At 61.6% G+C, this 8,374-nt stretch carries 8 protein-coding genes; 4 read left to right on the forward strand and 4 right to left on the reverse strand.

Annotation, left to right across the window (positions count from 1 at the left end; all coding sequences use genetic code 11):
* The first annotated feature begins 49 nt into the window (after positions 1 to 49).
* Positions 50 to 940, forward strand: a complete 891-nt coding sequence (locus CER19_RS06325) for a 1-aminocyclopropane-1-carboxylate deaminase/D-cysteine desulfhydrase (RefSeq protein WP_116665785.1) — start codon at positions 50 to 52, stop codon at positions 938 to 940.
* Positions 941 to 1,199: 259 nt separating this feature from the next.
* Here the strand turns inward: CER19_RS06325 and CER19_RS06330 are convergent, their stop codons facing one another.
* From CER19_RS06330 to CER19_RS06340, 3 genes are all read right to left on the reverse strand, one after another.
* Positions 1,200 to 1,754: a cytochrome b gene (locus CER19_RS06330; RefSeq protein ID WP_116665786.1), complete on the reverse strand. Its 555-nt coding sequence runs from the start codon at positions 1,752 to 1,754 to the stop codon at positions 1,200 to 1,202.
* 114 nt (positions 1,755 to 1,868) lie between these two features.
* On the reverse strand, positions 1,869 to 2,696 hold the full coding sequence (phnX, locus tag CER19_RS06335) for a phosphonoacetaldehyde hydrolase (RefSeq protein ID WP_116665787.1): 828 nt from the start codon (positions 2,694 to 2,696) through the stop codon (positions 1,869 to 1,871).
* A gap of 100 nt (positions 2,697 to 2,796) precedes the next feature.
* On the reverse strand, positions 2,797 to 3,921 hold the full coding sequence (locus tag CER19_RS06340) for a 2-aminoethylphosphonate--pyruvate transaminase (RefSeq protein WP_116665788.1): 1,125 nt from the start codon (positions 3,919 to 3,921) through the stop codon (positions 2,797 to 2,799).
* 112 nt (positions 3,922 to 4,033) lie between these two features.
* Between CER19_RS06340 and CER19_RS06345 the strand changes: the two genes are divergently transcribed.
* Positions 4,034 to 4,888, forward strand: a complete 855-nt coding sequence (locus tag CER19_RS06345) for a LysR substrate-binding domain-containing protein (RefSeq protein WP_116665789.1) — start codon at positions 4,034 to 4,036, stop codon at positions 4,886 to 4,888.
* On the opposite strand, the gene CER19_RS06350 is transcribed toward CER19_RS06345, so the two are convergent.
* Positions 4,864 to 5,754: a LysR substrate-binding domain-containing protein gene (locus CER19_RS06350; protein ID WP_116665790.1), complete on the reverse strand. Its 891-nt coding sequence runs from the start codon at positions 5,752 to 5,754 to the stop codon at positions 4,864 to 4,866. The two genes, CER19_RS06345 and CER19_RS06350, sit on opposite strands and share 25 nt — an antisense overlap.
* A 258-nt stretch (positions 5,755 to 6,012) precedes the next feature.
* Here CER19_RS06350 and CER19_RS06355 point away from each other — a divergent pair, with 258 nt between their 5' ends.
* Positions 6,013 to 7,338, forward strand: coding sequence for an MFS transporter (locus CER19_RS06355; protein ID WP_116665791.1), 1,326 nt, complete (start codon positions 6,013 to 6,015; stop codon positions 7,336 to 7,338).
* Positions 7,339 to 7,447: 109 nt separating this feature from the next.
* The gene (locus tag CER19_RS06360) at positions 7,448 to 8,152 is read left to right on the forward strand and encodes a YebC/PmpR family DNA-binding transcriptional regulator (RefSeq protein ID WP_003192227.1); all 705 of its coding nucleotides are present in this window, start codon (positions 7,448 to 7,450) and stop codon (positions 8,150 to 8,152) included.
* Positions 8,153 to 8,374 lie beyond the last annotated feature (222 nt).

The following is an 8,374-nucleotide window of genomic DNA, read 5'->3' on the forward strand; positions in this document are numbered from 1 at the left end:
GAGGGGCGGTGGTAGACTACCGCCCCTTTTTTCATTCAGATACCTGCCGATGGGCCCTTTCGACTGGCTTCCTCACGCGCCCCTTGAACCCTTGCACCTGGACTGGCTGAACGGAGTCGAGTTGGCCGTGCTGCGCCTGGACTGTATCGACCCGCTGATCAGCGGTAACAAGTGGTTCAAACTCACCGAGCACCTGGCCCAGGCCCGACACGCCGGGGCCACGGGGGTGATGAGTCTCGGCGGTGCGTACTCCAACCATTTGCATGCGCTGGCGGCGGCGGGCAAGCGTTTTGGCTTCCCCACCGTCGGCCTGCTGCGGGGCCATCCTCAAGACACCCCCACGGTTCTCGACCTTAAAGCCTTCGGCATGCAGTTGCATTGGCTGGGTTATGGCGGTTATCGGGCGCGGCATGAAGCGGATTTCTGGTTGCCTTGGCGCGAGCAGTATCCGGGCTTTCATCCGATACCCGAAGGCGGCGGGGGGCTGGCCGGTGCGCAGGGCTGTGGCGTGTTGGTCGAGCAGGCGCGGGGGCAGTTGGGCAGCCTCGGTTGGACCGATTACGACGCCTGGTGGCTGGCGGCAGGTACCGGCACGACAGTGGCGGGGCTGGCAATGGCGGAGGCGGGTGCGCATCCGGTGTATGGCGCCCTGGCGGTACCGGATGACCACGGTGTGGCGCAGAACGTGAGTGCGATCGTGCAGGACGGTTATGCGTTGCTGGACGCCAGTCGCGGTGGCTTTGCCAAGGTCGATCCGCTGTTGCTGGACTTCATCCAGCGCACCGAACAAGCGTGCGGTCTACCGCTGGAGCCGCTCTACACCGGCAAGGCGCTGCTGGCGTTGAAACAGCAGATCGAGGCTGGACGCTTCAGCCCCGGCACGCGCCTGATCTTCATCCACACCGGCGGCCTGCAAGGCCGCCGAGGCTTCAGCGACTGACGCAAACCCCTTGTGGGAGCTGGCTTGCCTGCGAAAGCGGTAGTGCAGTAGGAGATACTGTGACTGACACACCGCCTTCGCGGGCAAGCCCTAATGCCAGTCAGGTAAGGTTTTTTGCAGGAGCAAGAACTAGGCGTCCCCCTCGCTCCTACAGTAGGCGATGACCGCTTAACTGACTGGCATTGGGGCAAGCCCGCTCCCACAGGGGGAGTTGCGCTTAACTGATGGCCTAAGTGTATCGGTCGATGAATGGGTTGGCTTAAAGCCTCCTCCCACCCGGCATCATGCGCAGCGCCGTGTTATCGCGCATCACGTAATGATGAAAGATCCCCGCCAACGCATGCAGCCCGATCAGCCAGTAACCGATCTGGCCAAATAGCACGTGCCAGCCTTCAATTTCCTTGGCCAATGCTTTGTTTTCCGCGATCAGCGGCGGCAATTCCATCCCATAGAACATCACTGAATGCCCTTCGGCACTGACGATCAACCAACCGGCAATCGGCATGCCGATCATCAATGCATACAACGCAGCGTGCATCAGCGTCGCCAGCAGGCTTTGCCACTGCGGCGGCGCCGGCACGATCTTCGGCGCCACCCCCAGGCTACGTGCAAACAAGCGCAGCCACACCAGTACAAACACGGTAAGGCCGAGCATGAAGTGCATTTCAACAATCAAGGTGCGCGCACCGCTGCCTTTGGGGAATTGGCCGCGCAGTTCAATGCAGGCGTAGACCACCGCCAGCAGCACCACCATCAACCAGTGCAACGCAATGGACATAGTGCTGTAGCGTGTATCGGAATTTTTCCACGGCATCGCTGTGTTCCTCACTCATCAGGGCGTACCTCCATTCTTTAGCGATGGAGTGCATTAACTGTATGCCTGTTTTGAGCGCTGCGCTTGTTGCCACTGCCCTTGTCTTGACCTCGGTCAGTAGGCCTGCGGCATTTCCCCGCGGGCCAGGCGCTGGTTGATGTCACTGATGACCCGTGGCAGATCGGTGATGGTGTCAATCAGGTAGTGTGGACGTGAAGCTTCGAACATCGCTTCGATGCGCTGGCGCTCGCTGGCCAGTGTGTCGGTGTCCAGGGCGCGGAATTGCTCGTAGGTCATGCCCAGCGCGTTGCCAGAGCAGGTCAGGGCCACGGTCCACATGCCGGCACGGCGACCTTCGAGAATGCCCGGCACGGTGTCGTCGACCTTCACGCAGGCCGCCACATCATCAATGCCCAGGGCGATCACGTTAGCCAGCGCCTGGGCCGGCCATGGTCGGCCGTTGGGCACTTCGTCAGTGGCCACGACGTGGTCGGCGACGTAGCCGTTGGTGGCAGCCAGGGCCACGACCTTGTCCATCACCTGCTTGGGGTAGCCGGAGCAGGAACCGATCTTGATACCTTGGCCGCGCAGGGCGGCGATGGTGTCGAGGGCGCCGGGGATCAGGGCCGAGTGCTCGGCAATTTTCTCGATCTGCAGCGGCATGAAACGCTGGTAGATGGCGGTCACGTCGTCGTCGGTGGGCGTGCGGCCGAACGCCTGGCGGTAGCGTTCGGCAACTTGCGGTTGGTCGCAGAGGGTGCGGATATGGTCCCACTTGCCCATGCCCATCGGGCCACGGGCTTCCTCGATAGAGACTTGCACGTCGAACTCGGCGAAGGCCTCGACAAAAATCTGCGTGGGGGCGAAGGAGCCGAAATCGACCACGGTGCCGGCCCAGTCGAGGATAACGGCCTGGAGGGTGTTGGGGTTTTGATAGTTCATGATTCAGATCCTGTGGGTAATGACATTCATGTCTGTAGGAGCGAGCTTGCTCGCGAAAAACATCCAGGCACCGCGTTGACTCAGGATGCCCGCGTCATCGTTAACGCGCTTCGCGAGCAAGCTCGCTCCTACACATTTCTTGCAGCACCTCGGCGATGGCCTCGACCGCCGCGCGCATGCCGGCCGCGTCGACATGACCGATGCAGCCCACGCGAAAGGTTTCCACCTGCGTCAGTTTGCCCGGATACAGGATGAAACCCTTGGCCTTGACCCGTTCGTAGAAGTCTTTGAACTGGTAGCGCGGGTCTGTGGGGGCGTGGAAGGTGGCAATGATCGGCGCTTGGATCGCCGCCGGCAGAAAACTGCGCAGGCCCAGTTCGGCCATGCCGTCCAGCAATGCCTGGCAGTTATTCACGTAGCGCTGGTGACGGGCGGGCAGGCCGCCTTCCTCGGCGTATTGCAACAGCGCTTCATGCAGAGCAGCAACCACGTGGGTCGGCGGCGTGAAGCGCCATTGTCCGGTCTTGGCCATGTAGGTGTGCTGGTCGAACAGGTCCATCGCCAGGGAATGGCAGTTGCCCTGGGATGCAGCCAGCGCCGCTTTTTCGGCAAAGACAAAGCCCATCCCCGGTACGCCCTCCAGGCATTTGCCAGAGGCGGCGATCAGCGCGTCGAAGGGGATTTCGCGGGCATCAATCGGCAGCGCGCCGAAGGAACTCATGGCGTCGATGATCAGGCGCTTGCCGTGGCGTTTGACCACCTCGGCGATCTGCGGCAGCGGGTTGAGAATGCCGGTGCTGGTTTCGCAATGGATCAGCGCGACGTGGGTGATGGCGGCATCGGCGTGTAACAGGCGATCCACATCGGCAGCAGTGGTGGGCTCGTCTTCGGCGGTTTCAAAGATGCTGAATTCGCGGCCAAGCACCTCGCAGATTTTCGCCAGGCGCTTGCCGTAGGCGCCGTTGATCAACACCAGCACCTTGCCATTGCGAGGGACCAAGGTGCCGATCGCAGCTTCGACGGCGAAGGTGCCGCTGCCCTGCAACGGCACGCAGTGGTGGCTCTCGGCGCCGTTGAGGATCGCCAACAACTGCCTGCACACACTGGCTGTGAGCTGGTTGAAGCGGTCGTCCCACGAACCCCAATCCACCATCATCGCCTGGCGGGTGCGGTTCGAGGTGGTCAGGGGGCCGGGGGTCAACAGGATCGGCGCGGCAGGGGTCATGTCAAATCCTCGCAAGATGTCGGGGTTCAAGCTACGGCGCCTAAATTGCAGTTTGGCTTGTCATCAATCAAATTGTTTGTTGTTATGCAAGCTATCAGTGAGGCCGATAGCTATGAACCTGTTCCAACTGCGTGCATTCGATGCCGTGGCCCGCGAGGGCAGTTTTACCCGCGCGGCGGCTCGGCTGTTTATCAGCCAGCCGGCGGTCACCGGGCATATCAAGGCGCTTGAGGAGCACTACCAGATCCCGTTGTTGCGCCGCACCGCACGCCGGGTGGAGTTGACCGAGGAGGGCGCACGCCTGGCGGCTATCACTCGGGCGATCTTCGGTTTGGTCGACGAGGCGCAAACCATGCTGGAGGCCAACCGCCAGTTGCTCACCGGGCGCCTGGAAGTGGCGGCGGATGGCCCGCATTTGGTCATGCCGATGATCGCCAGCCTGCGCGCGCGCTACCCCGGCATTACCGTGAACCTGCGTTTGGGCAATGCCCAGGAAACCCTGGCGGCGCTGCTGTCCGAACACGCGGATGTGGCGGTGCTCACCGAGGTGGAGCCGCGCAATGGCCTGCACCTGCAATCCTTGGACCAGTCACGAATTTGCGCCTTGGTGCCGGCCGCGCACCCGTGGGCCAAGCAGCCTGACGGTATCGAGTTGGCGCAGTTGCATGAGGTGATCATGGTGCTGCGCGAGCCCAACTCCATTACCCGTCGCACTTTTGATGACGCGTGCCTTGCGGCGAATGTGCAACCCAAAGTGTTGCTGGAACTGGACAGCCGTGAAGCCGTGACCGAAGCGGTGGCGGCAGAATTGGGCGTGGGCGTGGTGTCGTCGATGGAGGTCAGCCCGGACCCGCGTGTACAGGCGGTACCGATTCTGGGCGATGGCCTGCTGAACCGGCACATGCTCGGCTGCATGGAGCGGCGCCGCTCGCTGCGCTTGATTCAGGCGTTTTTCGAGTTGGCATGAAGGCTCTCACGCACGATCTCCAGGAAGGTCGCGACCACGCGGCGTGAACTCTGCTCTTTCAGGCACACCAGGGTTTCTTTCATGCGTTGTGTGCAATCGCGGATCGGCATGGCGTATACCCGCGCGTCGGCGCCGAACTCTGCCGCCGACACCACGCCCACGCCAATTCCCACCACCACGGCTTCCCGGGCGGCTTCGCGGCCTTCCACCTGGATGGCCGGGCGAATGCGCAGGCCGGCTTGGCGCATTTCCTGCTCCAGGGTCTGACGGGTGACCGAGCCGGTTTCCCGCAGCACCAGCGGGGTGTTATCGAGGTCGGCCAGGCAAATCGATTCGCGCCCGGCCCAGGCATGGTCACGTGCGACAAAAGCCAGAAGTTGGTCGTCGGGCAGCGGCAGTGACAACAGGCGCGCATCATCGACATCGCGCCCCAACAGCGCCAGGTCGGCCTGGTAGTTGTAAAGGCGCGACAGCGACTCATCGGTGTTGCCGGTTTCGATCTTCACGCTGATCCCAGGGTAGCGCTGGCAGAAGCGCGCAATCTGCGGCAGTACGTGCACGGGTGCATCCACTGCCAGGGTGAGGGTGCCGGTGAGCAGGGCGCGCGAATCCTGCAGCAATTCTTCGGCTTCGGCTTCGATCACAAACAGGCGTTGGGTGATACCCAGCAGGCGCTCACCCAGATCGGTCAGGCGCACCGAACGTTTGTTGCGGTGAAACAGCAGTACGCCGAAGCGCTCTTCCAGTTTGCGCACCTGGTCGGAAATCGCAGGTTGCGTCAGGAACAGGCGTTCGGCCGCCCCGGTAAAACTGCCGTGAATGGCCACCGCATGGAAGGCTTTGAGCTGGGCATGGGAAACGGACATGGCACGTCCTCTTAAAAGCTGAGCTTATATTTGAAATACGATAAATCGATTTTACCTATGAGTCAGCCATTGCTTTGATGCACCTCAGTCGCCGTAGGTTGAGTCCTACAACCACGGCTGCCATGGGCGCAGGCACACCGCACCCATCTGACCAATACCGCGCTCTTCAAGGCCCGGCATTGCAGTGCTCAACCATAAAAACAACAGGCGTTTTCTTTCGATTCTGCCGGCACACTCACACCTGAGGTCAGAACCACCATGAATATCCCTATGGGTAGCATCAAGCGTTGGCGCGTGCAGATTTTTGCCATCACCTGGCTGGCGTATGCCGCGTTCTATTTCACCCGCAAAGCGTTTTCAGTGGCGAAGCTGGGGATCGGCGACGACCCGAGTTTCCCCCTCGACAAAATGATGATGGCCAACCTGGATGGCCTCTACCTCGCCGCGTATGCCGTAGGCCAGTTCACTTGGGGCATGCTTGCCGACCGCTTCGGGCCACGGGTGGTGGTGCTTGGTGGCTTGCTGATTTCCGCAGGCGCGGCGTTGGTGATGGGCACCTTTGCCACCTTGCCGATCTTTGTCACTTGCATGTTAGTGCAGGGCTTGGCGCAGTCCACCGGCTGGTCGGGGTTATGCAAGAACCTTGGCAGTTTCTTCCCGGCGCAGCAGCGGGGGCGGGTGTTGGGGTTATGGAGTTCGTGTTACGCGTTTGGCGGGTTGGTCGCGTCACCGTTTGCCGGTTGGTGGGCCTATACGCTGATCGGCAGTTGGCACGCGGCGTTTATTTCCAGCGCCGCAGTGGTAGCGGTGGTGGCCGTGTTGTTCTTTATGTTCCAGCGCAATACCCCGCAGGATGTGGGCTTGCCGGCAGTCGAGCCCGAGCCGATGCTGAGCGCCGAGCAGTTGGCCGCCCAGCAGCGCGTCAGCGTACTCGAACCCCTGCGCGCGATCCTGCGCAACCGCACGGTGTTGACCCTGGGGCTGGCGTACTTCCTGCTCAAACCGGCGCGCTACGCGATTCTGTTGTGGGGGCCGGTGATCGTCTACGAGCAGATGCCGTCGGTGGGCAAGGTCGGCGCCGCCATCGTGCCCACCGCGTTTGAGTTGGCTGGTTTACTGGGGCCGGTGCTGATCGGCCTGGCCTCCGACAAACTGTTCGGCGCCCGGCGCATGCCCGCCTGTGTGCTGAGCCTGTTGGCGCTGACGCTTGCCCTGGCGCTGTTCATGGGCGCGCTGCACACCGGCAGTGTGGTGCTGGTGATGGCCCTGCTGTTTGTCATGGGCCTGACGCTGTATGGGCCGGACTCAATGATCAGCAGCACCGCGGCCATAGACTTCGGCACCGCCAAGGCCGGCGCTACCGCCGCGGGTTTTGTGAACGGCTGCGGTTCGGTGGGGGCGATTCTGGGCGGTTTGCTGCCAGGCTATTTCGATACCGTTACGGTATTTATTGTGTTTGCCGGTGCGGCGCTGTTTTCTTCGCTGGTGCTGATGCCCTACTGGAATGCCAGGCCCGCCGTACTGGCCCAGGCCGGGGATTTTGTGCCGGACCGCAATGCGGTGATCAAACCCTTGCGCACCTGAGGGCCTTGGCCGGTTTTTTGGTGGAACGAAGCGTTCTCGCGCTATAAACTCTGCCCCCAAAGCGCCGGCCAGTAGACGTTTCGGCGCGATGGGAATAAGAGAGTGAGTCATGGGCGCACAGTGGAAAGTCAAACATAAAGAAGCGGCAGCCAATGCCAAGGGCAAGATTTTCGGCAAGCTGGTGAAAGAAATCACCATCGCCGCCCGCAACGGCGCCGACACCGCGACCAACGCGCACCTGCGCTTGGTGGTGGAACAGGCCAAAAAGGCCTCGATGCCCAAGGAAACCCTGGACCGCGCGATCAAGAAAGGCGCCGGTCTGCTCGGTGAGACTGTGCAATACCACCGCGTGACCTACGAAGGTTTCGCGCCGCACCAGGTGCCTTTGATCGTCGAGTGTGTGACCGACAACATCAACCGCACCGTGGCGGAAATCCGCGTGGCCTTCCGCAAGGGCCAACTGGGCGCTTCCGGTTCGGTGGCCTGGGATTTCAACCATGTGGGCCTGATCGAAGCCTCGCCGGACACGCCGGACGCCGATCCGGAAATGGCCGCTATCGAAGCGGGCGCCCAGGACTTTGAAGAGGGTGAAGAAGGCGCCACCTTGTTCATCACCGAAACCACCGACCTGGATGCCGTGCAGAAAGCTTTGCCTGAGCAGGGCTTTACCGTGCTGTCGGCCAAGCTGGGTTATATCTCCAAGAACCCGGTCAGCGGTTTGACCGATGAGCAGATGGCAGAAGTCGAGGCGTTCCTGGAAGGCCTGGACAACCATGATGATGTGCAGGATATGTTTGTCGGCCTGGCGGGCTGATTTCTATCTGAGTACACGCGGTCAATATGTGGGAGCGGGCTTTGCTCCCGCAGAGGGGGGAAAACCCAAACAACTGTTTACCGTTCCCACGCCTTTCCCGGCAAAACCGCTCCCCCACTTGTGCCGGGGGTGGCCCCTATTCACCTCTGCCTCTGCCCCCGCAAATCAGGGGTTTAGTACGTGTGGTGGCCGTACACGAAAAACAAAAAAATCCAACACGAG

Source organism: Pseudomonas sp. GL93 (assembly GCF_003408955.1).
In the GTDB taxonomy this organism is placed as follows: domain Bacteria; phylum Pseudomonadota; class Gammaproteobacteria; order Pseudomonadales; family Pseudomonadaceae; genus Aquipseudomonas; species Aquipseudomonas paracarnis.

Bases quoted from the DNA above. Each gene is read 5' to 3' on its own strand.
- CER19_RS06325 (WP_116665785.1), top strand. From the start codon at position 50: ATGGGCCCTTTCGACTGGCTTCCTCACGCGCCCCTTGAACCCTTGCAC.
- CER19_RS06330 (WP_116665786.1), bottom strand. From the start codon at position 1,754: ATGCCGTGGAAAAATTCCGATACACGCTACAGCACTATGTCCATTGCG.
- phnX (WP_116665787.1), bottom strand. From the start codon at position 2,696: ATGAACTATCAAAACCCCAACACCCTCCAGGCCGTTATCCTCGACTGG.
- CER19_RS06340 (WP_116665788.1), bottom strand. From the start codon at position 3,921: ATGACCCCTGCCGCGCCGATCCTGTTGACCCCCGGCCCCCTGACCACC.
- CER19_RS06345 (WP_116665789.1), top strand. From the start codon at position 4,034: ATGAACCTGTTCCAACTGCGTGCATTCGATGCCGTGGCCCGCGAGGGC.
- CER19_RS06350 (WP_116665790.1), bottom strand. From the start codon at position 5,754: ATGTCCGTTTCCCATGCCCAGCTCAAAGCCTTCCATGCGGTGGCCATT.
- CER19_RS06355 (WP_116665791.1), top strand. From the start codon at position 6,013: ATGAATATCCCTATGGGTAGCATCAAGCGTTGGCGCGTGCAGATTTTT.
- CER19_RS06360 (WP_003192227.1), top strand. From the start codon at position 7,448: ATGGGCGCACAGTGGAAAGTCAAACATAAAGAAGCGGCAGCCAATGCC.